We start from the raw sequence: 21,495 nt of genomic DNA, 5'->3' as shown, positions 1-21,495 counted from the left end.
CAGTCCGTCGATCGACAAGACCCCAAAGCCGCCCGCATATCCCTTCAATGCGTCCATACTGTCAAAGAGCAGATCTCAAGAAACCAACAGCCTTTCACCCTAAGGTGACTAGCAAGGCCGCGCCTGTCCAGAGATCGCCGACAGCGCTGTGCGCCGCCGGTGGAGAAAGTGTCTACAGCGATGCAGCGCAGGCCGCAAGCACTTTTTTCGAGTCGACGAACGTGGCGCTGCGGAAACCAGCTCTGATGCTAAATGCACGGGCAGAGTGCGCGTTCCGGCGTCGGGGCGGTCAGTCCCGGTCGGAACGCGCATCGCCTTGGCGGGCTTATCCAGCGAACCGGATCTTTGCCGGACGGAGCCGAACCGTGGACCTGCATGATCCTGCACTGCCAAACGACCGAGATGTCCTGCCGAAGCCGCCCGACGCTCGGCTGAGCGGAGGCGCCCCGGCCCGCGCATGGCGTCCAAGCCGTGTCCTGCTCACGCGAGCGGCGCTTGGCTGGGATCACGGACGACGGATCGCCGAGCGAGCTGCAGCTCTCGGCCTGATCGTGCGCGAACTGCCCTCGGATCGCCTGACGCTGGACCTGGCCGACAATCCGCGGCGCGCCTATGCCGAGGCCAAGGCGACGCTGGCCGTCGTGGTGGCGCCGCCGTCGAAGCGCCGGCTCCAGCCGATCGCGCCCAGTGCCGACTGGCGCGTGGACCTCGCCGAGGGCTGCCCCGCCCATTGCAGCTACTGCTACCTCGCAGGCTCCCTGAAGGGGCCGCCGGTGACGCGGGCCTATGCCAACCTGCCGGAGATCCTTGCAGAGATCCCGCGGCAACTGGGCCAAGGCACCGTGACCACGCGCCAGCCGGCCCGAGCCGGGGAAGGCACGACCTATGAAGCCTCGTGCTACACCGATCCGCTGGCCATCGAGCACCTCACGGGCTCGCTCTCGGCGCTGGTCGCATGGTTCGGGGGCTGGAAGGCCGACGCGCAGCTTCGCTTCACGACCAAGTTCGACGCGGTCGAGCCCTTGCTCGGCCTCTCTCATGGCGGGCGGACGCGGATGCGCGCCTCGATCAACCCCGCCGCCTTCGCCCGGCACGAGGGGGGCACGAGCCCGGTGGCGGCGAGGCTTCGCGCCTTGCGACGAATGGCCGAGGCCGGCTACCCGATCGGGCTGACGGTCGCGCCCATCATCGTGGCCGCAGGATGGGAGGACGCCTATGCGGGGCTGCTCCGGGACGTCGCGATTGCACTGGAAGGCTTGGCGCCCGATCTCACCGTCGAGCTCATCACACACCGTTACACGGCCTCCTCCAAGGAGGTGCTGACGGGCTGGTACCCGGGTTCGGACCTCGACATGAGCGGGAACGGGCGCGCAGAAAAACGGACGAAGTTCGGATCGGTCAAGCAGGTCTACGACGCTTCGACCTTGAGCGCGGCGCGACGCTTCTTCGAGCGGGAGATCGCCGATACCCTGCCCGCCGCGCGTCTGCTGTACTTCACATGATGCGAGGGCGGCGAACCCGAGCGGACCGTGACTCGTTGAGGTGACGTGCCAGACCTGCGCCCCCATAGCCCTGCCGACGTCACGCCTGCCTTCCGTGCGGCGCTGGAGCGCTTCGCCCCGGACCGACCCGCGCTGATCCTGGGCCATTTCGATGCCGATGGGCTATCGGCGGCGGCGATCCTCAAACGCGCGCTCGACCGGACCGGACGCGCGACCGAAATCCGCATCTTGGGCAAAGGCGAGAATCCCTGGTCGCCCGCGTTCCGCGCCGAACTGGAGGCTCGCCGCCCAGGGGGACTGCTGGTCGCGGACCTGGGCGTGCGCGCGGGCGAGATCCTGCCGGGCGTGCCCGTGGCGCTGATCGACCATCATGTGCCCACGGGCGTGCCGGGCGATGCCGTCGTCATCTCCGGCAACGGCTGGGCGCCGGAGCCCACCTCGGCGCTCCTCGCCTGGTGGTGCGCGCAGGCGCTGGGGCCCGCCGACGACCTTCTGTGGCTCGCCGCGCTGGGGCTGATCGGCGACATGGCCGAAGGCGCGGGCTTTCCCGAGCTGGCCGAGGCGCAGGCCCGCTACGGCAAGACGGCGCTGAGGGATGCGGTGTCGCTCGTCAACGCGCCACGCCGGACGGCAGCGGCCGACCCCACGCCCGCCCTTGTGCTGCTCCTGCGCTGCGAGTCGCCCAAGGACCTGCTGAAGGGCGGGCACTCGGAGACGGAGCAGCTCCGCGCCGCCAAGGCCGAGGTCGTCGCCGCGCTGGAAGGGGCCAAGCGGGTTGCGCCCAAGGTGCGGGGTGACGTGGCGCTGATTCGCTTCCACTCGCCCTGCCAGATCCATCCGTTGATCGCGCAGCAATGGCGCGGGCGGCTCAAGGACAAGATCGTGCTGGCGGCCAACACCGGCTACCGCGAGGATTGGATTCATTTCGCCCTGCGCACGGCGACGGGAACGAATCTCATCTCGTTCTTGGCCGATCACCGTCCGGCGGGCGCGGGCGAAGAATACGGCAGCGGCCATGTCCAAGCTACGGGCGGGGCCTTGCGCCCGGCGGACTGGAACGCCTTCATCGCCGGAATCGGCTTTCCCGAGGAACAGGTGCCTGCATGACCAGACCCCTTCGGCTCGGCTTTCCCGTCAAGGTCATGGGACGGCCCGACCTGAAAAGCAACGACACCCGGGGCTGGCGCAAGGGCCCGCACCTGAAGACCTCGCTCGAATACGTGGACGCGATCCTCGATTACCTCGTGACGATCGAGGTGGACATGTATCGGCTGTCCTCGGACCTCGCGCCCTATGCGACCCATCCGGACATGCCGCAGTTCCACGACATGGTGGCCGAGAGCGACGCGGAGCTGGCGGCCTTCGGCCGGAAGGCGCGCGACCTCAACATGCGCTTGAGCTTTCACCCTTCTCAGTTCGTCCTCCTCAACAGCCCCGACCCGGAGCTGACGAAGAAGAGCATCTGGGACCTGTCCTCCCAGGCCGAGATGCTGGACCGCATGGGCCTCGGGCCCGAGGCGGTGCTCGTCACCCATGTCGGCGGCGTCTACGGCGACCGCGAGGAGAGCCGCGCCCGCTGGATCGAGGGCTACGCCAAGTGCCCCGAGCACGTCCGGCGGCGGCTGGTGCTGGAGAACGACGACATCCGCTTCGGCGCGGCCGACGTGCTCTGGATCCACGAGCGCTGCAGCGTGCCGCTCGTCTTCGACTACCAGCACTTCTGGTGCCTGAACCCTGAAGGACTGCCGCTCCGCCCGACGCTGGAGCGGTTCGTGCGGTCCTGGCCCGAGGGGGTGCGGCCCAAGATCCACTTCTCCTCCCCGCGCACCGAGATGCGCGAGGTCAAGCGCAAGGTGACCGACAAGGACCGCGAGACGCTCAAGGCCGGCAAGGAGCTGAAGGGTCAGCTCCTGGGCGCGGCCCTCAAGCCCACGTCACGAATCAAGACCGTCCTCGTGCCGCCGATCTGGACCGGCCACGCCGACTTCACCAACCCCTTCGAATTCGCGACCTTCATGCGCACGGCCGAGGGGCTCGACTTCGACGTGATGCTGGAAAGCAAGACCAAGGACCTCTCGCTCCTCAAGCTCAAGACGGACCTCCTGCGCTATGCCCCCGACGTGGCGGCGCGCTTCGGCACGGGGCCCGACGACGCGCGCGAGATGGCCGAGGTCGAGCGGATGCTCGACGCCGGCCTGGAGGCCGACGACGAGCCCGACGTGGACGAGGGCGGCCTGCGGGACGCCCCCGAGCGCGCCCGCGCCTGACTCACCAGAGCTGGTGGACGTGCGGGGCGATGCGGCTCCGATAGATCTCGCGCACGACCTCCATCGTCTGCTCGTCGAGCGGGGTCAGGCGCCCGGCGGCGGCATTGGAGCGCGCCTGATCCGGGTTCTTGGCCCCGGGGATCACCACCGACACCGCGTCCTCCATCAGGCACCAGCGCAGCGCCACCTGCGCCATCGGCGCGTCGCCCGGCATCCCGGCGCGCACCGCATCCACCGCGTCGAGCGCCACGTCGAAGGGCACGCCCGAGAAGGTCTCGCCCTTGTCGAAGGCGGCGCCCTCGCGGTTGAAGGCGCGGTGGTCGTCGGCGGCGAAGCGCGAGTCGCGCGACATCTTGCCGGTCAGAAGCCCCGAGGCGAGCGGCACCCGCGCGATCACCGCCACATGCCTCTTCAGCGCCTGCGGGAAGAACAGCTCGGCGGGCCGCTGGCGGAACATGTTCCAGATGATCTGCACCGAGACGACGCCCGGATATTCGATGGCCTTGAGCGCCTCCTCGACCTTCTCGACCGAGACGCCGTAGTGCTTCAGCTTGCCCTCGCGCACGAGGTCGTCGAGCGCCCCGAACACCTCGGGCATGTAGTAGACCGGGGTCGGCGGGCAGTGGAGCTGCACGAGATCCAGCGCTTCGACCCCGAGGTTCTGAAGGCTCCGGTCGATGAAGGCTTCCAGGTTCTCACGGGTATAGCCCTCGGCCACGTGCGGGCTGAGCCGCCGCCCGGCCTTGGTGGCCACGATGGGCCGTTCGCCCCCGCGCTCCTTCAGCACCTCGCGGATGATCCGCTCGGAGCGCCCGTCGCCGTACACGTCCGCCGTGTCGATGAAGTTCACGCCCTCGTCGAGCGCCGCGTGGAGCGCCGCGCGGGCGTCCTCCTCGCTCACCTCGCCCCAGGTGCCCCCGATGGCCCAGGCGCCGAAGCCCACCGCCGCCACGCGCCAGCCCGTCCGGCCGAAATCCCTCGTCAGCATGGTCGTCCTTTCCTGTCACTGGCCGGGGAGTCCGGCCGAGCCAAAGCCTTCCTTGCCCTCCCTGGTGCGCGAGGGCAACGCCAGGAAGGTGCCGCTCGGGCTTGTGGTCGCCGCCGAAGTGTGGTGGACGGCGCCGGGTCCCCGGGTTCCCGGGTCCGAGAGGAGCAGCATGGAAATCTTCACCTCCGAGGGCTTTGCCGCCCTTCTCCAAGTCATCGCCATCGACCTCGTGCTCGCGGGTGACAACGCCATCGTCATCGGCTTGGCCGCCGCGGGCCTGCCGGCCGATCAGCGCAGCCGCGCCATCCTGGTGGGCATCGCCGCGGCCACGGTCATGCGCATCTGCTTCGCGCTCATCACGAGCCAGCTCCTGGCCGTCACGGGCCTCCTGCTCGCCGGGGGCATCCTGCTCCTGTGGGTGTGCTGGAAGATGTGGCGCGAGCTGCGCGCCGGCCACGACGTCGAGGAGCAGGCCGCCGAGGAGGCGCTGGAGGGTCGCGACCTGAACGCCGACGGGACGGTCGCCGCGGGCGTGCCGCGCAAGACCTTTGCCCAGGCCGCCACCCAGATCATCATCGCCGACGTGTCCATGTCGCTCGACAACGTTCTGGCGGTCGCGGGCGCGGCGCACGGGCATCCCTCGGTGCTCATCATCGGGCTCGTGCTGTCCATCGCGCTGATGGGGCTTGCCTCGACCTTCATCGCCCGCCTCATCCACCGTTTCCGCTGGATCGCCTATGTGGGTCTCATCGTGATCCTCTACGTCGCGGTCGAGATGGTCTACGAAGGCTACCTCGAGGTTCGCTACGGCCGGGAGGCAGCCCATGCCGAGGAGGTCCTCGAAACCCCCGACTCGGAGCTCCACGGGGAGACCGGGGCTGGGGAGCCAGCGCCCGCGTCCGAATAGGAGCGCCTGGCCGGTCCGGGCCTCCCTGGCGGCCCGGACCGGCGCGTCGTCCCGTCGGTGCGAGACCTTGGCTTGGCCGTCCCGTGGTGCTTCCATGCCGGCCGGAGCGGCAGGGGGGAGGACGGGATGATCGCCGCGATGACAGCCTCGGTCGTCCTGGTGGTGGCGACGGTGATGATCCTCTACGAGGTGCTGCGCCTCGCCTCGAACCATCTGGCCGACCTTCCCATCCCGCCGCGCGCCCGGATCATCGTCGTGGTGCTCGCCTCCTTCCTGGGCCACACGGCGGCGGTCTGGACCTATGCGCTGGCCTACTGGCTCCTGGCCATCGTCTGGGCGGTGCCGAGCTTCTCGGGCGTGCCGGTCACGGGCCTTCTGGACTGCGTCTATTTCTCGGTCGTGACCTACACCTCGCTGGGCTTCGGCGACCACGTGCCGCTGGGATCGGCGCGGCTGATCGCCGGGGTGGAGGCGCTGAACGGGCTCCTGCTCATCGGATGGTCGGCCTCCTTCACCTATCTCGCCATGGAGCGCTACTGGCCGCTTCACGGCCCACGCGACGAGGACCGGCCGTGACCGGGGCGGAACGCCCGGTCCGAGGACACGGCGCGTTGCGAGGACGGGGCGCTCGGTCCAGCAGATGGAGAACATTCGGCGCAACGGATCACACCGTCCGGATCGCCAGCGCGAGGTCGGTCGCGACCTGCAGGCCGTTCAGGACGAGGGCGCCATCCCGCGATGTGGCCAAGGTCGTTCCCTCGGGCCGGCCCTCGCGGGTGTTCCAGGCGACGGCTTCGTAGGCGCCGTCGCGCAGGCCCGGGATCTTGAGCCGGAGCGGGATCGGGGGGACGTCCATCACCACCCTGCCCCGCCGGTCCAGCCGGTCGGTGCGGAGGAGCCAGGCCACAGCCTGCCGGTCGTCGGCGCAGCCCATGGCGCGCACCCCCGGGGCGGAGACGCGCAGGTCGGGACTGCGGTTCGCGCGCCGGAAGGTCGTCCAATCGATCAGCGGCAAAAAGCCCGCGAGCGCCGCCTGGGCCCGCCGCATCCCCGGCGTCAGCGTATGGGGCCGGCGGTTCGGCCAGCGCATCCCCCCGCCCGCGCCGCCCGAGGCGAGATGCGCCCATTGGATGTGGCGGAAGTATTCGTCGTCGAAGTCCTCGGGCAGGACCTTCTTCTTGTCCTTGAAGAAGTGGATGGGCCCGTGCTCGCTGTCGAGATAGGGGCGGTCGGGGGGCGCGTGGTTCACCGCCTCTCGCACGAGGTCGGCCGTGGCGAGGGCCGGGGCGACCGTGTCCCGGGGGTGGTCGATGGTGCCCGCGGCGTAGAGATGAGTGCTCGCAAAGTCGAGGAGCGAGTGGCGGAAGATCGTGTCGGCCACCTCGGGGTGCGAATAGAGGATGGGACCGAAGAGCGACACGGTCTGGGGGTGGGTGCGGCCGTAGAGGCGCGTCTCCAGCGCCCGGACGTGCTCGCTCAGTTCGGTGACGACCCGGGCGAAGCCCTCGGCGCTGTCGCCCATCTGGGCGGGGTGCATCTCGTTCCACAGGTCCCAGGCGAAGACCACGCCGCTGCCGCCCCAGCGTTCGACCACGAAGCTCATTCGCGCCTTGATGGCCGTCATCGTGTCGGGGCAAAGGAGGATCCGGCTCCGGCCCTTGCAGGGGCCGCCGTTGGCCCGGTTGTAGGGGTGGCGCTTCCAGCGGAGCCACATCCAGAAGGTGTCGAAGGGCGTGAGCAGGAGCCGCATCCCCTGCCGCGCGCAGATGGCGAACAGATCGTCCCAGAGCCGGACCATGTTGGGGGCGAAGCGCCCGACCGGCGTTTCGAGATAGCGGTTCTCGCCATGGGCGTATTCGAGCATGAGCCGCAGCACGGTCACGCCGTGGTCGCGCAGCCAGGCGATGTGACGCTCCACCCCTTCGAGGTCCCGGCGGCGGAACAGGCCCTCCAGCTCGGGCCAGGTGATGGCGTCGTTCTGGCCGACGGGGGTCCAGGGGGCTCCGTCCTCGGTCACGAAATAGGGGGCGCCGGGGGCCACCTGCACCCAGGGCAGGTCACGTTCGACCCGCGCGGCCAAAAGGTCGTCCGGGCGGAAGCTCGTCAGATCGTGGGCGATGGTCGTGACTCCTCTGAGGATCGGAGCGGGCTGATCGGCCCAGGGACATGGCTGGCGGGATCCAGAGTTCAAGCCGCCGGCCGGCGCGCCGGTTCCGCCTCGCTCCTGCGGCGCGGACGAGCGGAGGCCCATGGCGGCAAAGCTCTGCCGTTCGGGGGCGACGATGGTCATCGGGGGGCAGGTCGGTGCGGCGGTCACGGGCGTCCTGACGATTCGGCTGTCATGACACCCGTTCTACCGGGGCGAGGTTAAGCGATCCTTGGAGCCCCGTTCGGTGCCCTCACGGGATCTTAACGGATCGTCGGGAGCCCCTGCGCCGGGGTGATTCGCACCCCGGCGCAGGCGGTGTCAGCGCGGCTCCCAGTGGACCCCGGCGGGCGGGATCGTGACGGAGCTCCAGCGCTGCGGCTCGGGCGCGTAGTTGAAGACGAAGCGGTGGCGGGCGGTGTCGCGGAGGCGCAGGCCGTCGGGCAGGTCCAGCGTGGGCAGGCCCACCTCGGCGCAGAGGCCCCGGACGATGCCGTCGAAGGTCGCGTCGTCCGGCCAGCCCGCGAGGTAGCAGATGGAACCGTCGCCCACGATGGCGGGGCGACCGTCCGTCGTGCGCAGCGCCACGGGGGCCGCGCCCTCCAGATGCTCGAACCAGTGGAGGAAGCGGCCGCCGTTCTCGAGCGGCACCTCGGTGCCGGGAGGCAGGCTTTCGGCCAGTGTCACGGTGGCGTCGAGGCCGGGGAGATCCGGGCCGAGCGGGACGGGGATCGTCAGGTCCGCCGTCTTGGTGTCAGTGCGGGGGCCGAGCAGCGCGATCCCCTCGTAGGAGGCCAGCGCCGTGCGGAAGGGGTCCGAGAGCCGCAGGAGGCCGGGGGCGAGGACGAGCTTGTAGGGGGACAGGTCCTCGGCGTCGGGCGGGAGGATGTCCACCGAGAGGCCCGCGCGGCGCAGGGCGCGGTAGGCGGCGAAGGCCAGGCGCCAGAAGCCGAAGTCGCGGCCCTGCGGCTGCACCTCCCAGGCCCAGGCGGATTCGTAGTCAAAGACCAGCGCCACCGGGGCGGGGGCGGGGTCGATGGCCTCCATCCCCTCCAGTTCCTTGGCGACCGTTGCTGCCTCGTGGAAGCCGGGGGCGGGTTGGGAGTCGGGGCGCAGGAGGCCCGCGTGCATCTGCTCCTGCGCGAAGGGGGCCTGCCGCCAGCGGAAGTAGCTGACCACCTCGGCCCCGTGGGCGAAGGCCTCCCAGGTCCAGAGGCGGACCATGCCGGGCAAGGGCGCGGGGTTCCAGGGCGCCCAGTTCACGGGGCCGGGCTGCTGCTCCATGATCCACCAGCGGCCCCGGCCCACCGCGCGGTAGAGGTCGTGGTGGAAGGCCTGATTGTCGGGGTCGCCCTGGCGGAGGAAGCGGGCCTTGCGCTCGGGGTCGTTCTCGATGCGGTCGGAGAGGAAGCCGATGGGGTAGCTGTCCCAACTGGCCGCGTCGAGGTCCGCGCCCACAGCGAAATGGTCGAAGTCCGTCACCCGGCCCATGTAGTTGTGCAGGATCGGGGCGTCGGACTGCTTGCGGATCTCCTCGACCTGCAGGCGGTTGAACTCCACGACCATCTCCGAGGCGAAGCGGCGGAAGGCGAGCGACAGCGACGGGTTGGGCTCGGTCACCGTGAGGTTGGGCAGGTCCACCTGGGACCAGTCCGAGACCTCCATGGACCAGAAGACGTTGCCATGGGCGCGGTTCATGGCCTCGGGGCTCTGGTAGCGCTGCGCGAGCCATTCGCGGAAGGCGGTCCGGGCGGCGTCCGAGTAGCTGAGGGTCGTGTCGTGGCAGGCGTATTCGTTGTCGGTCTGCCAGGCGGCGACATGGGGGTTTTTGCCATACCGCTCGGCCAAGTGCCGCACGATGCGGCGGCATTCCTCGCGGTAGCCCCGGTGCGCGAAGTCGTAGTGGCGGCGGGAGCCGAACCTGCGGGGCTGGCCCCCCTTGCCCACGGGGAGCATGTCGGGATGCTTTTCGACGACCCAGGCTGGCGGGGTGGCGGTGGGGGTGCCCAGGACGACCTTGAGGCCCGCCGCGCCGAGCACGTCGATGGCGCGGTCGAGCCAGCCCCAGTCGAAGCGGTCGGGCGCGGGCTCGAGGCGGGACCAGGCGAACTCGCCGATGCGGACCCAAGCGATGCCAACCTCGGCCATGCGGCGGGCGTCCTCGGCCCAGACGGCTTCGTCCCAGTGTTCGGGGTAGTAGCAGACGCCGAGTGAGCGCTTCACAGGATCACCTTGGGCTCGGGGAGGCCGCGGAAGCCGGTCTCGACCGCGAAGGTGCGGCCGGATTCGGGCGTGACGGCCAGTTCGTCCTGGGGGATGCCGGCGGCGGCGGTGGTGACGAACAGGGTGGAGAACTCGGGGCCGCCCCAGGCGGGGCAGGTGCTCTGCCTGGCGGGCACCGTGAACTCGGCCACCTGACGGCCATCGGGGCCGAAACCCGCGACCTTGCCCGCGCCCCAGAAGGCGATCCAGAGGATGCCCTCGGAGTCGAAGACCGCCCCATCGGGGTGGAGGTCGGTGCCGCGGAAGTCGACATGGACCGAGGGCTCGCCCTGCGGGAAGCCGTCTTGGTCCGCGAGGGGCTGGCGCCAGACGACCTGCTCGGGCGTGTCGGCCCAGGAGGCGTATCCGGCGTTCGAGAAGGCGATGGCGTTGGGGATGGTGACGCGGGGCACGACCTTGTGGACGCGGCCCCGGTAGTAACGCCAGATCGCGCCGGCCTCCTTCTCGGCCTTGAGGCCCATGGTGCCGATCCAGAAGCCGCCCCAGGGGTCGGCACGGCCGTCGTTGGAGCGGACGGCGGGGTTGGCCTCGTCGAGGCCGGCGATCCGTTCGGAGGCGCCGGTGTCGAGGTTGAACCGCAGGAGCGCGCCCTTCTGCGCCAGCAGCACCGTGTCGCGGTCGATCCAGCCGGCGGCGGAGGACAGTTCTGTCAGGCGGTGGCGGCTTTCGCCCACGAAGAGCGTGCGCCCGAGGATATCAAACCAGAGAAGCTCGCCCCGCTCGGGGTGCCAGAGCGGGCCTTCGCCCAGGAGGCAGACCGTCTGGTCGTGAACGCGGGTCGTGGTCATGCGTCCCCCCTGGCGGCGTCGAAGGCCGCGACGATGCGTTGGGCGCGCTGGCTCACCTCCTCGACCGAGAGGCCGGGGGTGTAGAGCGCTGTGCCGATGCCGAAGCCGTCGGCGCTGGCCTTGATCCAGGCCGCGAAGTTGTCGGGACCGGCCCCGCCCACGGCGTAGACCTGGGTGCCCTTGGGCAGGACGGCGCGGATGGCCTTGAGCCCGTCGGGGCCGAGGAGGCTGCCGGGGAAGATCTTGAGGCCCGTCGCCCCGGCCTTGAGGGCGGCGAAGCACTCGGTGGGCGTCATGACGCCGGGCCAGCTTTCCAGGCCCGCCGCCACGGTGGCGCGGATCACCTCGGGGTCGCAGTTGGGCGAGACGACGATCCGGCCGCTCACCTCGCGCACGCGGGCCACGTCCTCGGGGGTGAGAACGGTCCCTGCCCCGACCTTGGCGCGGTCGCCCAGCGCCGCGGCCATGGCGCGGATGGAGGCGAAGGGGTCGGGCGAGTTGAGGGGGACCTCGATCACGGTGATGCCGGCAGCGACGAGCGCCTCGGCCACGGGAACGGCTTCGGGCGGGGTGATCCCGCGCAGGATGGCGATGATGGGGCGGGTCATTGGCTCCTCCTCCAGGCTTCGGTGAGGCCGGCGAGCGTGGCCTGCGTGGCGTCGGCCTCTTCGGGCTGCACGCCCTGGGACCTGAGCGCCGCGCGCCAGGTGTCCATGAGGTCCCCCGCCCCCAGCAGCGCCACGCGGGCGCCAAGCCACCAGGCCCGCGCGCCGGCGAGGTCGGCGCCGATCAGGAGGCCCGACAGGCGGGCGCGGGCCTCGGGCGGCTGGAGGCCCTTGAGCAGCGACTCGGCGCGCAGGCCGAAGAGACGGTTCATCAGCGCCTCGGGGCGGGCGAGGCCCTCGGCGACGCCCGCCTCGAAGGCCGCGTCGTCCCAGCCGTGGGTCGTCACGCTGTGGCGCAGGACGGTGTGCCCGGACAAGGCCGCGAAGAGCTCGCCCGTGAGCGAGGTGCGGAAGCCCACGACCTCGCCCGCGCTGACGCTGATCCACTTGGGATGCGTACCGGGCAGCAGGAGCGTGCCGTCCCAGCCGGGGTGGAGCGCGAGGAAGCCCGCGACCTTGGTCTCCTCGCCGCGCATCACGTCGGCGGGGTCCATCTGGCAGAGGCCGGGAACGATTCCGAAGGACAGGCCCGGCGCGGTCGTGGGCGCCATCGTGAGCCCTTGGGGCAGCGGCGGGCCGGGCACGCGGGCGTAGGGCGCCTCGATCCAGCCCTGCCGCGCGCCGACCATGCCGCAGGCCACGACCCGGTGAGGACCTGGCCCCCAGCCGCCGATGAGGTCGAGGAGCGCGGGCTCGAACTCCTCGCGGGAGAGCTTGCCCATACCCTTGTCCGAGGTCGCCTCGGCCAGCACCTCGCCCGCGGCGGTCATCGCCCAGGCGCGGACATTGGAGGTGCCCCAGTCGACCGCGATCCAGTCGGGCGTCCTGTCCATCGAGCCCCTCGCCTTCCTTCGGTCCCAAATATCCCGCGGGGGTCCGGGGGCGCGAAGCCCCCGGTCCGCCCTCCGGGCCGGGCGCACACTGTGGGCGGGACGGCCGGAAAGGCAAGAGGGCCGGTCCATCAGGAGCCGTGATGGGCCGCCCCAAGTTTCGAAGGTTGACCTGTGGGCCGCGCCGGCGCAGGGAGGCCGGCATGACCCAGCGCGCGCCTCTCCTCACCCCCGTCCTTCTCGCAGGCTCGCTCGTGGTGCTGGTGGGCTTCGCCATCCGCGCCTCGTTCGGCGTGTTCCAGCTTCCCATCGCCTCCGAGTTCGGCTGGCCGCGCGCCGAGTTCAGCCTCGCCATCGCGATCCAGAACCTCGCCTGGGGCTTCGGTGCTCCCCTCTTCGGGGCGCTGGCCGAGAAGATCGGCGACCGCCGGGCGGTCGTTCTGGGCGCGCTGGCCTATGCGGCAGGCCTCGTGCTGTCGGCCGGGGCGACGCTGCCCGTCCAGCATCAGCTCTACGAAGTGCTTGTGGGCCTGGGCATTGCCGGGACGGGCTTCGGCGTCGTGCTGGCCGTCGTGGGCCGGGCCTCCTCGGCCGAGAACCGCTCCATGTCTCTGGCCATCGTCACCGCAGCCGGATCGGCCGGGCAGGTCATCGGGCCGCCGATGGCCGAGGGGCTGCTGGCGCTGATGCCCTGGCAGGGCGTGTTCCTGGCCTTCGCCGGTCTGATCCTGGCCGTGCTGCTGGTCCTGCCCTGGATGCGCTCGCCTGCGCCGGCCTCCAAGGCCGAGTTGCAGGAGAGCATGGGCGTGGCGGTGATGGGCGCGCTGCGCGACCCGTCCTTCGGGCTGATCTTCCTGGGCTTCTTCTCCTGCGGCTACCAGCTTGCCTTCATCACCGCGCATTTCCCGGCCTTCGTGACCGAGATGTGCGGGCCGATCCTGCCGGGCGGCGTGCTGCATTCACTGGGGATCACCACCACGAGCGCGCTGGGGGCGGTCGCCATCGCGGTGATCGGGCTGGGCAACATCGCGGGGACGCTGGCCGCAGGCTGGGCGGGCAAGCGGTACACCAAGAAATACCTTCTTGCCGGGGTCTACACGGGCCGGACCATCGCCGCCGCGTGGTTCATCCTGACGCCGATGACGCCCGCGACGGTGCTGGTCTTCTCGGCGGTGATGGGGAGCCTGTGGCTGGCGACCGTGCCGCTGACCTCGGGGCTGGTCGCGCACCTGTACGGGCTGCGCTACATGGGGACGCTCTACGGCATCGTGTTCCTGAGCCACCAGCTCGGCGCCTTCGTGGGCGTCTGGCTGGGCGGGCGGCTGTATGACGCCTTCGGCAGCTACGACGCCGTGTGGTGGATCGGCGTGGGCGTGGGCGCCTTCAGCGCGGTCGTCCACCTGCCGATCCGCGAGATCGCGCGCCCCGCGGCGGCGGTCCCGGCCGAGTAAGGCTCAGGCCCGCGCCGCCCGCCAGGCGGAGAGGATGTGGCGGCTGACCATCAGGTCGAGATGGGCACCGCCGCCGTTCTTGAAGAGCGTGATCTCGTCCTCGGAGGTCCGGCGCATGGCCTCGGGCTCGTAAAGGTCGGCTAGGATCGCCTCGGGCCGGATCGCGCCGGACGCGATAGGTTTCATGAACTCCCCCGTCTCGCCGGCGGTCTTGCGCGAGTCGCAGAAGAGCCGGGCGCGGGCCAGCGCCGCGTCGTCGGCTTCGCGCATGTCGGGGCGATAGGCGCCGATCAGGTCGAGGTGCTGGCCCGGCCGCAGCCACTCGCCCCGCAGGACCGGCTCGGTTGTCATGACGGCGCTGGTGACGATGTCGGCCCCGCGCACCGCCGTCTCCAGGTCCGAGGCCACGGAGACGCCCGGATGGGCGGCGGCCAGCCGCTGGGCCCCGGCGGGAGTCCGGTTCCAGACGGTGATCCCGGCCTCGGGGAAGCCCGCGCGGTAGGCCTCGACCAGGGTGCCGGCGACGGTGCCTGCGCCGACGATCAGGACCCCGCGCGAGTCGGGCCGCGCCAGCTTCAGCGCCCCAAGGAGCGAGTCGGCGGCCGTCTTCCACTTGGTCACGAGATGGAAGTCGATGACTGCTTCCAGCGTGCCGTCTTCGGCGGACATGAGGTTCACCGCGCCGCCGATGGTCGGCTTGCCGTGGGCGGCGTTGCCGGGGAACACGGTCGCGGCCTTCACGGTGATGCCCAGGCCCCCGATCCAGGCCGAGCGGTTGAGCAGCGTGTCGGGGCCGTGCCGCAGGATCACGTCCTCCATCACGGGCCGGCCACGCCGGTGCCCCTCCTCGATGGCGCGGGCGACGGATAGCCAGTCGAGCGCGGCCTCGCCCTCCTCGAAGCTCACGATGTCGATTGTCATTGGGCTTCCTCGGGCGACAGAAGGCCCTCGGCGACCAGAAGCTCGGCGAAGGGGTCGGGGTGCCGGAACAGGTGCGTGCGCCAGCCGCGGGCGGCGGCGGCCTCGACGTTCTCGGGGCGGTCGTCGGTGAAGAGGAGCGCGGAAGGCGCGAGTCCGCTGTCGCGCTCGACCGTCTCGTAGATGGCCGGGTCGGGCTTGGCGAGGCGGAGGTGGCCCGAGACGAAGGCGCGGTCGAACTCCGCCAGGAACGGATAGTGGCGCAGCGCCTCGTCGAAGGTCTCGCGCCCGAAGTTGCTGAGCGCGAAGACCGGGACGCCCCTGGCGCGGAGCGCGCGCAGCAGGCGGACGGAGCGGGGGATCTCCGGGCTCGCCATCTCGATCCAGCGGTGGCGCCAGTGGCGGATCTCGGGGGCCCAGTCGGGATGTTCCTGTGCCAGCGCCTCGACTTCGTCCTCCCAGACGGCGCCGAGGTCCACGCGCTCGTTCATGGCGTGAATCGCGACGGCGTCGAAGAATTGCCGCCGGCGAGGCTCGCCCACCACGCGGTCGTAGAACCGCTCGGGTTTCCATTCGATCAGCACGTTGCCGATGTCGAAGACGACGGCCTGCGGCGTCATCGCGCCTCCTCCACTGCCCCGCCGCCGGGCTCCGCGGCCACGCCCCGCCCCAGGCGCGTCTCGCGCCAGAGCACATAGAGCCCGGCCCCGAGGATGAGCGCAATCCCCGCCCAGGCGACGGCGTCGGGCCAGGTGCCGAAGACCAGCGCGCCCCAGACCACCGCCATGGGGATGGCCACGTATTCGAAGGGCGCGACCAGCCCCGCCTCGCAGAGCCGATAGGCCTGGGCGATCATGATGCCGCCCGTGGAGACCGCGAGGCCGGTGGCCAGGAAGAAGGGCCAGTCGGCGGGCGCGGGCCAGGTCCAGGCGCGCAGGAGAAATTCCAGCGAAGCGCTGTCGGCCTGCCCGAACCGCCCGTCGCCCACCGTGAGGCCCATGGCGCAGGAGACGAGGACGAAGCCCGCCTGCGTCCAGAAGCTCATGCCCAGCGCGCCCTCGGTCGCGGCCATTCGGCGGGTCAGGATGTGCATGGAGGCATAGGCCAAAGCCGAGAGGAGCACGAGGAGCGCGGCGGGCTGGATCGCCCCCGTGCCGGGCCGCATCATGACGATGACGCCGAGGAGCCCGGCCCCGACCGCCGCCCAGCGCCGGGGCCCGACGCGCTCGCCCAGGAAGGGCACCGAGAGCGCGGTGATGAGGAGCGGGGCCACGAAGAAGATCGCGACCCCGTCGGCGAGGGGAAGCGCGGCAAGGCCTAGGAAATAGGTGATGTTGGACAGGACCACGCAGGCCACCCGCGCGGCGTGCAGCCCGGGGCGGCGGGTGCGGATGCCGGTCCAGACGGCGCGGGGGCCATGGGCGAGCGACAGGCCGGCCAGCACCACGCCCAGGCCGATCAGGGCGCGGATCAGGACCACCTCGTGAAGGGGATAGCCGTCCGACAGCGCCTTCACGGCCATGTCGTTGACCGACAGGACGAGGCTGCCCCCAAGGGCAAGCGAGATGCCCCAAAGGGCCGTGCGCGGGGTCGTCATGGGGCGGAGCCTCGGCGCGCCGGGGCCCGCGCGCTGTCCCGTCCCCGACACCCGAAGGCGTGGCCGCGCCCTGCCCCGGCGTCAGCGCGCGCGCAGCGTCCGGTCCAGCGCGTCGAGGAACCGGCTCCGGTCGGCGTTGGAGAAGGCGCGGCCCCCGCCCTGCCGGAACGGGTCCGCCGCGCGCAGATCCGCCGCGAGGTCGCGCGCAGCGAGCGCCGGGCCGATGTTGCGGGCCGTGAGCGCTTCGCCGTTGGGCTTGACCACCTGCCCGCCCCCCTCGATCACCCGCGCGGCGAGCGGCAGGTCCGTCGTCACCGCCACGTCGCCCGGGGCCACGCGATCCGCGATCCATTTGTCGGCGATGTCGGGCCCCTCGGGCACCACGACGACCTCGGCCCCCGGAAAGGCCGAGGGACGGATGCCGCCGTTCGAGACCATCACCACCCGGGCCCCGTGGCGGAGCCCGACGCGCAGCGCCTCGGCCTTGACCGGGCAGGCGTCGGCGTCAACCCAAAGGGTTGCCATGTGTCATCCTCCAGAGCATGGCCATCACCCGCCCCCGATCAGGGCGCCCGCTGCGAACACGAGCGCGCCACCCAGCACCACCTGGAAGGTCGCGCGCAGGAAGGGTGTCTGCATATAGCGGTTCTGGATCCAGACGATGGCCCAAAGCTCCACGAAGACGACGAGGATGGCGATGGTGGTCGCGGTCCAGAAGTCCGGGATGAGGTACGGGAGCGCGTGGCCCATGCCCCCCAGCGTGGTCATCACGCCCGTGGACAGGCCCCGCTTCCACGCGGCCCCGCGCCCCGAGATCACGCCGTCGTCGGAGGCGACCTCGGTGAAGCCCATGGAAATGCCCGCCCCGATGGAGGCGGCGGACCCCACGAGGAAGGTCGTCCAGGGGTCGCGCGTGGCGAAGGCCGTGGCGAAGATCGGGGCGAGGGTGGAAACCGAGCCGTCCATCAGCCCCGCGAGCCCCGGCTGCACCCAGGTCAGCACGAAGCGGCGATGCGCCCCCTGGTCCTCGGTCTCGCGCGCCTCGTCCGTGAGATGCTGCTCGGCCAAGGCGTCGGCCTTGCGCACGTGCCCCGCCTCGGCGGCGGCGAGGGAGCCCAGGAGATCGCGGGTGCGCGCGTCCGTCACGCGCCCGGCTGCGGCGGCGTAAAAGCTGCCCGCGGACTCCTCCATCCGGCGCGCGATGGCGCGGATGCGGTCGAGCCCGAGGTCGGGGTCGAGCCAGACGGGCTCGCGCGTGTAGGACCCCGCGACGTGCTCGCGCCGCAGGAGCGGGATCACCTCGCCGAAGCGGGCGCGATGAACCTCGATCAGGCGGTGGCGGTGGCCGTCCTCCTCGGCGGCCATGCCCTCGAAGACGGCGGACGAGGCCGGGAACTCGTCGCGCAGTCGCTGGGCGAAGGTGCGGTAGATGCGCGCGTCGTCTTCCTCGTTGGAGATGGCGAGCGCGAGGACTTCCTGCTCGGACAGGTCGTCGAAGTGGCGGCGGGACGAGAAGCGGCTCAGCATGACGCCAGTTTTAGAACCGTTCTAAGAAGAGGCAAGCCTCAGTCGAGCCGCCGGATCAGGAGCTGGTTGGCCGCGTCGCGCTTGGTCTCGAATATCTTGAGGTCCTGCACGAGGTCCGACAGCTTCTTGCGCCCGTAGGTGCGGGTGTCGAAATCGGGGTTCGCCGCCGTGATGTACTGGCCGAGCGGGCCCAGGGCGTACCATTCCTCCTCCTGCCCGATGGCGTCCATGGCGCGCAGGATGATGTCGCGCGCCTCGGTCAGCGGGGCGGGGGCGGGCTTGGCGGGCGGAGCCTCGGGCTTTTCGTCGGTCGCGGGCCGCTGCCCGGGGGGCGTGGGCTTGGGGCTGACGGTGCCGCCCAGGTTCTCGATGAAGATGAATCGCTTGCAGACGCGGCGGAAGGCCTCGGGCGTCTTCTGCTGGCCGATGCCGTAGACGTCGAGCCCCTGCTCGCGCAGGCGGGAGGCGAGGCGCGTGAAGTCGCTGTCGGACGACACCAGCACGAAGCCGTCGAAGCGGCCCGTGTGCATGAGGTCCATGGCGTCGATGACGAGCGAGATGTCCGAGGAATTCTTGCCTACCGTGTAGGCGGGCGAATGGAGCGGCACGAGCCCGTGCTCGGACTGCACCCGGTTCCAGCCCGCCATCTGCTGCGAGGAGAAGTCGCCGTAGCAGCGGCGGACGCTCGCCTCGCCGATGGCGGCGATCTCCTCGAAGATGGCGCCGGCGTAGCGGGGCGAGGTGTTGTCCGCGTCGATGAGGACGGCGAGCAGCGGGCGGTCTTGGTCGGGCATGGCAGGCAGCCTCCTGGTATCGGCCGCGACACTGCCCCAGCCGGGCGGCGGGGGGAAGGGCGCGCCCTCGCCACGGGCGCAGCCCACGCTAGGCTTGCAGGCAGACCCGCAGGCGGAGGGATCGTGCAGGGCTTCGACCAGCTTCAGGCGTCGCTCAACCGGGCCGTGGCGCTGAACCGCCCCGGCCAGACCTGGCCCCATGTCGTCGTGGTCCTGCCCTCGCTGTCGCTGGGCGAGGCGGTGCTGGCGCATTACGGGCCGCGGCTGCCGGCGCTGGAGCACCGCTACCTCGCCGCCTTCTTTCTGCTGCACCGCATCCCCAACGCCGAGGTGATCTACGTCAGCACCCTGCCGCCCTCGGAGGAGGTGATGGACTACTGCGCCTCGCTGCTGCCGCCGGGCGGCGACGCGCGGACGCGGTTCCACTGCGTGGCGTTGCGCGACATGTCCATGCGGGGAGTGGCCGAGAAGCTGCTGGACCGCCCCGACCTCATCGCCGGCATCCGCGAGCGGATCGGCGGGCGGCCGGCCTTCCTGGAGCCCTGGAACGTGACGGAGGCCGAGGCGCGGCTCGCGCTGGAGCTGGGCGTGCCGGTGAACGGCTCGGACCCGGCGCTCTGGCCGCTGGGTTTCAAGTCGGCGGGGCGGCGGCTTCTGCGCGGGGCCGGCGTGCCGCTGCCCGCGGGGCGCGAGGACCTGACGGAGGTCGAGGAGGTGCTGGACGCCATCGCGGCGCTGCGAGCCGAGGTGCCGGGCCTGCGCCGCGTGATCGTCAAGCACGACGACAGCGCGGCCGGGGACGGCAACCGGGTCGTGGACCTGTCGGATGCGCCGGACGAGGCCGCCTTGCGCGCGCGGCTGGAGGGCTTCGGACCGGAGTATTGGGAGGTTCTGGCGAGGGGCGGCGTCGTGGAAGAGATGATCGAGGGCGAGCGCTTCGCCTCGCCTTCGGTGCAGGTCGACATCCGGCCGGACGGCAACGTCGAGGTGCTGGCCACCCACGAGCAGGTGCTGGGGGGCGACGACGGCCAGGTCTACGTAGGCTGCCGCTTTCCGGCCGAACCCGCCTACGCGCCCGAGTTGGCCGCTCACGGGCAGCAGGTCGGCGAGGCGTTGGCGAAGGCCGGGGCGCTGGGGCGCTTCGCGCTCGACTTCGCCGCGGTGGAGAACGAGGGGGCGTGGCGGGCGGTCGCGCTGGAGATCAACCTGCGGAAAGGTGGCACGACGCATCCCTACGCGGTCCTGCGGAACCTCGTTCCGGGCCGATACGACGCCGAGGCCGGGCTCTGGCGGGCCGAGGCGGGCGGCACGCGCGCCTATGTGGCCGACGACAACGTGGTGGACCCGGCCTGGGTCAGCCTGCCGCCCGCCGAGGCGATCCGGCGGGTGCGAGAGGCGGGGCTCCAGTTCGACTCCGCGACGGGGGTGGGCGTCGTGCTCCTGATGCTGTCGGGACTGGCCATCGACGGGCGATTCGCGACGGTGGCGATCGGGCGGGACGGCGCGGAGGCGCAACGGCTGATGGATCGTGTCGGGGCCGCCATGCGGGCCTAGAGCGCGCGGGCCACCGCGTCGAAGATCAGGCGTTCCTCGGGGTGCCAGGCGTCGTCCTCGTCCCCCTCGGGCAGGCCGTTCAGGACGTAGGCGAAGGAGGCGCCCCGGAGCCGGTCGTGCCACGCGCCCGCGAGAAGGCCGTAGGCGTTGGCAAAATGCCCGATCAGCGGCCGGGGGTAGAAGGCCGGGTCGTCGAAGATCAAGAGCCCCGCGCCGGTGCTTTCAAGGAAGCCGTCGCCGTAGTCGCCCGGCCCCATGCTCGGCGTCCAGAGCCGTTGCGGCCTCTTGCTCTCCAGGCTGCGGGCCAGCGCGAGCGCGCCCCGGAGCGACAGCCGCAGCCCGCCCTGCGGCGAGAGCGGCGCGGGATTGAGGCCGAGGGGCAGCAGTGTGGGGGCGGTGCCGTCCGGGCCTGACAGGCCCTCGGCCGCCACCTTGTCGTCGATCTGGGGCGCAAAGCATCCGGGCCCGCGCCGGAGCGCCGGAAGCCGGTCGGTGCGTCGCTCGGGCGCCACGCCGGACCAGGCGAAGCCGCCCTCGATCCGGAGGGGATCCAGGACGTGGCGACGCGCGAGGAGGTCGAAGCGCTCGCCCCCCAGCCGCTCGACCGCAGCGGCGAGAAGGACGAAGCCCAGGTTGCAGTAGTGCAGGAACGTGCCGGGCAGGTGGGGGAGCCACGCCGCCAGACCCTTTTCGGCCAACCAGTCCTCCAGCGTCCGCCCGGCCGGGACGGCGTAGCCCGCCGTGTCGGTGAGGCCGGACGAATGCGAGGCGATCTGCCCCAGCGTGACCGGCGCCCCGGGCCAGCGCGGGTGGCGCAGAGGCCAGCCCAGCGCCTCGCCCGCCTCGCGCCTCCAGACTTCCGGGCCACTGACGGCCTCCAGCGTGCGGGCTGTCACCATCTTGGACAGCGAGGCCGCGCGCCAGAGCGTGTCGGGGCCCATCTCGATGCCGGGCGCGGTGGCGGCGTGGAACTCGGGCGGGTCGTCCGCACGCTGGAGCGCCAGCCCCGCGGCGGCAAAGGGCGGGGCCAGGGTGGAGAGGAGGCTCTCAAGCATCGTCGCTTCCCCGGCGCATCGGACGAAGCGACACCTTGCGCCCCCATGCCGCGACGCGGCGGCGGGTATCGCTCTGCCCCGCCACCGTCCAGTCGGGAACGTCTTCGCTCTGGCTCAATATACCACGACCGACCGGATGCTCTCTCCCCGGTGCATCAGGTCGAAGCCTTCGTTGATGCGGTCGAGCGGCAGGGTGTGGGTGATCATGGGGTCGATCTCGATC

The 21,495-nt window shown here is 71.3% G+C and carries 20 protein-coding genes; 7 read left to right on the top strand and 13 right to left on the bottom strand.

What is annotated here, in order from left to right; translation table 11 throughout:
• The first annotated feature begins 365 nt into the window (after positions 1-365).
• From FHG71_RS20300 to uvsE, 3 genes are read left to right on the top strand one after another with little or no spacing between them, the layout of a single operon-like run.
• Positions 366-1,502 carry an SPL family radical SAM protein gene (locus tag FHG71_RS20300; protein ID WP_425467378.1) on the top strand — a complete coding sequence of 379 codons (1,137 nt, stop codon included), beginning with the start codon at positions 366-368 and terminating at the stop codon, positions 1,500-1,502.
• A gap of 45 nt (positions 1,503-1,547) precedes the next feature.
• A complete protein-coding gene (locus FHG71_RS23730) occupies positions 1,548-2,609 on the top strand; it encodes a DHH family phosphoesterase (protein WP_176559536.1) in 1,062 nt (353 codons plus the stop codon).
• Positions 2,606-3,769 carry a UV DNA damage repair endonuclease UvsE gene (gene uvsE / locus FHG71_RS20290; protein ID WP_139083521.1) on the top strand — a complete coding sequence of 388 codons (1,164 nt, stop codon included), beginning with the start codon at positions 2,606-2,608 and terminating at the stop codon, positions 3,767-3,769. Before FHG71_RS23730 ends, uvsE begins: the two co-directional genes overlap by 4 nt.
• 1 nt (position 3,770) lies before the next feature.
• Here the strand turns inward: uvsE and FHG71_RS20285 are convergent, their stop codons facing one another.
• Entirely contained in the window at positions 3,771-4,757 is a 987-nt protein-coding gene (locus FHG71_RS20285) for an aldo/keto reductase (protein WP_139083520.1), read from the bottom strand.
• 169 nt (positions 4,758-4,926) lie between these two features.
• On the opposite strand from FHG71_RS20285, the gene FHG71_RS20280 reads away from it, so the two are divergent.
• Positions 4,927-5,664 carry a TerC family protein gene (locus FHG71_RS20280; RefSeq protein WP_139083519.1) on the top strand — a complete coding sequence of 246 codons (738 nt, stop codon included), beginning with the start codon at positions 4,927-4,929 and terminating at the stop codon, positions 5,662-5,664.
• Between the two features lie 126 nt (positions 5,665-5,790).
• Positions 5,791-6,240, top strand: coding sequence for a potassium channel family protein (locus FHG71_RS20275; protein WP_139083518.1), 450 nt, complete (start codon positions 5,791-5,793; stop codon positions 6,238-6,240).
• An 88-nt stretch (positions 6,241-6,328) separates the two neighbouring features.
• On the opposite strand, the gene FHG71_RS20270 is transcribed toward FHG71_RS20275, so the two are convergent.
• From FHG71_RS20270 to FHG71_RS20250, 5 genes are all read right to left on the bottom strand, one after another.
• Positions 6,329-7,981, bottom strand: a complete 1,653-nt coding sequence (locus FHG71_RS20270; RefSeq protein WP_139083517.1) for a glycoside hydrolase 5 family protein — start codon at positions 7,979-7,981, stop codon at positions 6,329-6,331.
• 150 nt (positions 7,982-8,131) lie between these two features.
• Positions 8,132-10,033: a beta-galactosidase gene (locus FHG71_RS20265; RefSeq protein ID WP_139083516.1), complete on the bottom strand. Its 1,902-nt coding sequence runs from the start codon at positions 10,031-10,033 to the stop codon at positions 8,132-8,134.
• On the bottom strand, positions 10,030-10,881 hold the full coding sequence (locus FHG71_RS20260; protein ID WP_139083515.1) for an SMP-30/gluconolactonase/LRE family protein: 852 nt from the start codon (positions 10,879-10,881) through the stop codon (positions 10,030-10,032). Before FHG71_RS20260 ends, FHG71_RS20265 begins: the two co-directional genes overlap by 4 nt.
• Positions 10,878-11,489, bottom strand: a complete 612-nt coding sequence (locus tag FHG71_RS20255; protein WP_139083514.1) for a 2-dehydro-3-deoxy-6-phosphogalactonate aldolase — start codon at positions 11,487-11,489, stop codon at positions 10,878-10,880. The genes FHG71_RS20260 and FHG71_RS20255 overlap by 4 nt, the downstream gene beginning before the upstream one ends.
• Positions 11,486-12,379: a 2-dehydro-3-deoxygalactonokinase gene (locus FHG71_RS20250; protein WP_139083513.1), complete on the bottom strand. Its 894-nt coding sequence runs from the start codon at positions 12,377-12,379 to the stop codon at positions 11,486-11,488. Before FHG71_RS20250 ends, FHG71_RS20255 begins: the two co-directional genes overlap by 4 nt.
• Before the next feature lie 200 nt (positions 12,380-12,579).
• On the opposite strand from FHG71_RS20250, the gene FHG71_RS20245 reads away from it, so the two are divergent.
• On the top strand, positions 12,580-13,827 hold the full coding sequence (locus FHG71_RS20245; protein ID WP_139083512.1) for an MFS transporter: 1,248 nt from the start codon (positions 12,580-12,582) through the stop codon (positions 13,825-13,827).
• A gap of 3 nt (positions 13,828-13,830) precedes the next feature.
• On the opposite strand, the gene FHG71_RS20240 is transcribed toward FHG71_RS20245, so the two are convergent.
• The 6 genes from FHG71_RS20240 to FHG71_RS20215 all read right to left on the bottom strand — a co-directional run bounded on the left by FHG71_RS20240 (position 13,831) and on the right by FHG71_RS20215 (position 18,663).
• On the bottom strand, positions 13,831-14,748 hold the full coding sequence (locus FHG71_RS20240) for an ornithine cyclodeaminase family protein (RefSeq protein ID WP_139083511.1): 918 nt from the start codon (positions 14,746-14,748) through the stop codon (positions 13,831-13,833).
• Positions 14,745-15,365, bottom strand: coding sequence for an HAD family hydrolase (locus FHG71_RS20235; RefSeq protein WP_139083510.1), 621 nt, complete (start codon positions 15,363-15,365; stop codon positions 14,745-14,747). Before FHG71_RS20235 ends, FHG71_RS20240 begins: the two co-directional genes overlap by 4 nt.
• Complete coding sequence (locus FHG71_RS20230) at positions 15,362-16,342, bottom strand: DMT family transporter (RefSeq protein ID WP_139083509.1); 981 nt, start codon at positions 16,340-16,342, stop codon at positions 15,362-15,364. Before FHG71_RS20230 ends, FHG71_RS20235 begins: the two co-directional genes overlap by 4 nt.
• Before the next feature lie 81 nt (positions 16,343-16,423).
• On the bottom strand, positions 16,424-16,867 hold the full coding sequence (locus FHG71_RS20225) for a YaiI/YqxD family protein (protein ID WP_139083508.1): 444 nt from the start codon (positions 16,865-16,867) through the stop codon (positions 16,424-16,426).
• A 24-nt stretch (positions 16,868-16,891) separates the two neighbouring features.
• Positions 16,892-17,869 (bottom strand): iron exporter MbfA, encoded by a 978-nt coding sequence (mbfA, locus tag FHG71_RS20220; protein ID WP_139083507.1) that lies wholly within the window; start codon positions 17,867-17,869, stop codon positions 16,892-16,894.
• Positions 17,870-17,907: 38 nt separating this feature from the next.
• Complete coding sequence (locus FHG71_RS20215) at positions 17,908-18,663, bottom strand: NYN domain-containing protein (protein WP_139083506.1); 756 nt, start codon at positions 18,661-18,663, stop codon at positions 17,908-17,910.
• A gap of 123 nt (positions 18,664-18,786) precedes the next feature.
• Between FHG71_RS20215 and FHG71_RS20210 the strand changes: the two genes are divergently transcribed.
• Positions 18,787-20,217 carry a peptide ligase PGM1-related protein gene (locus tag FHG71_RS20210; protein ID WP_139083505.1) on the top strand — a complete coding sequence of 477 codons (1,431 nt, stop codon included), beginning with the start codon at positions 18,787-18,789 and terminating at the stop codon, positions 20,215-20,217.
• Here the strand turns inward: FHG71_RS20210 and FHG71_RS20205 are convergent.
• Positions 20,214-21,272 carry a serine hydrolase domain-containing protein gene (locus tag FHG71_RS20205; RefSeq protein ID WP_139083504.1) on the bottom strand — a complete coding sequence of 353 codons (1,059 nt, stop codon included), beginning with the start codon at positions 21,270-21,272 and terminating at the stop codon, positions 20,214-20,216. The two genes, FHG71_RS20210 and FHG71_RS20205, sit on opposite strands and share 4 nt — an antisense overlap.
• Positions 21,273-21,495 lie beyond the last annotated feature (223 nt).

The organism is Rubellimicrobium roseum (assembly GCF_006152145.1).
GTDB classification, from domain to species: Bacteria; Pseudomonadota; Alphaproteobacteria; order Rhodobacterales; family Rhodobacteraceae; genus Rubellimicrobium; species Rubellimicrobium roseum.
Note: the sequence above shows the minus strand (reverse complement) of the source record. Positions and strands in the feature narration are given on the sequence as shown.

Excerpts from the sequence above, each read along its gene's own strand:
- uvsE (WP_139083521.1), top strand. The coding sequence starts at position 2,606 with ATGACCAGACCCCTTCGGCTCGGCTTTCCCGTCAAGGTCATGGGACGG.
- FHG71_RS20285 (WP_139083520.1), bottom strand. The coding sequence starts at position 4,757 with ATGCTGACGAGGGATTTCGGCCGGACGGGCTGGCGCGTGGCGGCGGTG.
- FHG71_RS20280 (WP_139083519.1), top strand. The coding sequence starts at position 4,927 with ATGGAAATCTTCACCTCCGAGGGCTTTGCCGCCCTTCTCCAAGTCATC.
- FHG71_RS20275 (WP_139083518.1), top strand. The coding sequence starts at position 5,791 with ATGATCGCCGCGATGACAGCCTCGGTCGTCCTGGTGGTGGCGACGGTG.
- FHG71_RS20260 (WP_139083515.1), bottom strand. The coding sequence starts at position 10,881 with ATGACCACGACCCGCGTTCACGACCAGACGGTCTGCCTCCTGGGCGAA.
- FHG71_RS20255 (WP_139083514.1), bottom strand. The coding sequence starts at position 11,489 with ATGACCCGCCCCATCATCGCCATCCTGCGCGGGATCACCCCGCCCGAA.
- FHG71_RS20250 (WP_139083513.1), bottom strand. The coding sequence starts at position 12,379 with ATGGACAGGACGCCCGACTGGATCGCGGTCGACTGGGGCACCTCCAAT.
- FHG71_RS20245 (WP_139083512.1), top strand. The coding sequence starts at position 12,580 with ATGACCCAGCGCGCGCCTCTCCTCACCCCCGTCCTTCTCGCAGGCTCG.
- FHG71_RS20240 (WP_139083511.1), bottom strand. The coding sequence starts at position 14,748 with ATGACAATCGACATCGTGAGCTTCGAGGAGGGCGAGGCCGCGCTCGAC.
- FHG71_RS20235 (WP_139083510.1), bottom strand. The coding sequence starts at position 15,365 with ATGACGCCGCAGGCCGTCGTCTTCGACATCGGCAACGTGCTGATCGAA.
- FHG71_RS20230 (WP_139083509.1), bottom strand. The coding sequence starts at position 16,342 with ATGACGACCCCGCGCACGGCCCTTTGGGGCATCTCGCTTGCCCTTGGG.
- FHG71_RS20225 (WP_139083508.1), bottom strand. The coding sequence starts at position 16,867 with ATGGCAACCCTTTGGGTTGACGCCGACGCCTGCCCGGTCAAGGCCGAG.
- mbfA (WP_139083507.1), bottom strand. The coding sequence starts at position 17,869 with ATGCTGAGCCGCTTCTCGTCCCGCCGCCACTTCGACGACCTGTCCGAG.
- FHG71_RS20215 (WP_139083506.1), bottom strand. The coding sequence starts at position 18,663 with ATGCCCGACCAAGACCGCCCGCTGCTCGCCGTCCTCATCGACGCGGAC.
- FHG71_RS20205 (WP_139083504.1), bottom strand. The coding sequence starts at position 21,272 with ATGCTTGAGAGCCTCCTCTCCACCCTGGCCCCGCCCTTTGCCGCCGCG.